Raw genomic sequence first — 1,242 nt, 5'->3', positions numbered from 1 at the left:
CAGTTGCTGGCTTCGGGGGTCGCGGTGCCGTGGGCGTTGGAGGCCCAGGAGATCCTGGCGACGGAGTGGGGGGTGTCGGCGGATGTGTGGAGTGTGACGTCGTGGAATGAGTTGGCTCGTGAGGGTCAGGGGTGTGACCGGGCCTTGTTGGATGAGCCGGGGGTGGAGGCGCCGGTGCCGTATTTGCGGCAGGTGTTGGCCTCCGCGACGGGTCCGGTGATCGCGACCAGTGATTATCAGCGGGCGGTGTTGGAGCAGGTGCGTCCGTATGTGCCTGGTGAGTTCCATACGTTGGGGGCTGATGGGTTCGGGTTTAGTGATACGCGGGCTGCGGCGCGTCGGTTCTTTAAGATTGATGCGCATTCGTTGGTGGTCAAGACGTTGCAGTCGTTGGCTGATCGGGGTGAGATTCCGGTCGGGACGCCGGTGGAAGCGCATCGGAAGTATGATCTGAATAACCCGAACGCGGGCCGTTCGGGTAATGCTGGTGGTGACGCGTAGTAGTGGGAACCGGCCCGGGCATCATCTGCGGACAGCAGGTGATGCCCGGGCGTTTTCCTCCATGCGCGGGTGGCCGTGACGGGCGGCGACGGTGTTCCGAGAGCCTTGACTGTAAGGTGGTCAGGTTGGAGGATCCGATCGCAGGCAGGGCAGTGGAGTGTTTCTAGACGTATTGCTCGGCGTGCTGCCGCTCTTCTTTGTCATGCTGGTCGGTTACGCTGCCAGCTATTCCAGTCGCTTCTCCGGAAGTGTCGAACCGGCACTGAATGTCTTCGTCTTCTACGTGGCGCTGCCGGCGCTGCTCTACAAGGTGGTGGCCGGGGCCGATATCAGTGGAGGCGTTCCGCCGGAGTTCCTGTGGGGTGGGGCGGCTGCCGCCCTGGTGTGCGCGGTGTTCATCTGGATGGTCTTCAGGTATCTGATGCGGATGGACCGGGCACGCAGCATGGCCGGCGTGCTGACTTCCAGCTTCGGCAATGTCTCCTATTTGGGTATTCCCGTTGTCCTGGGCGTGCTCGGCCCGCAGGCGGGTTTTGCCGCGGGAATGGGCCAGTTGATCCACAATGTGATCTTCATGGTCGGTTTTCCCGTGGTTGCCCAGATGATGCTGCCGGCGGGATCGGAGCCTGTCAGATGGATTGTGTAAGACCCCTAGTCAATTGATAGAAAGAGACTAGGAAAACACGATATGACCATCCAGAAAGACCAGGCCGAACAGAGCATGGAAAACGCCTCAGACAT

At 61.0% G+C, this 1,242-nt stretch carries 1 protein-coding gene and 1 pseudogene; both read left to right on the top strand.

Annotated features, from left to right (window positions below; all coding sequences use genetic code 11):
• A pseudogene (locus OK351_RS17840) lies at nt 1-501 on the top strand (pyruvate dehydrogenase (acetyl-transferring), homodimeric type); the annotation flags it as partial.
• Nucleotides 502-658: 157 nt separating this feature from the next.
• Nucleotides 659-1,147, top strand: a complete 489-nt coding sequence (locus OK351_RS17835; protein ID WP_265161767.1) for an AEC family transporter — start codon at nt 659-661, stop codon at nt 1,145-1,147.
• The last annotated feature ends 95 nt before the right edge of the window (nt 1,148-1,242 follow it).

It is taken from the genome of Glutamicibacter sp. MNS18, assembly GCF_026107515.2.
GTDB lineage: Bacteria > Actinomycetota > Actinomycetes > Actinomycetales > Micrococcaceae > Glutamicibacter.
The sequence above is the reverse complement of the archived record's forward strand: the minus strand, read 5'-3'. Positions and strand labels throughout refer to the sequence as shown.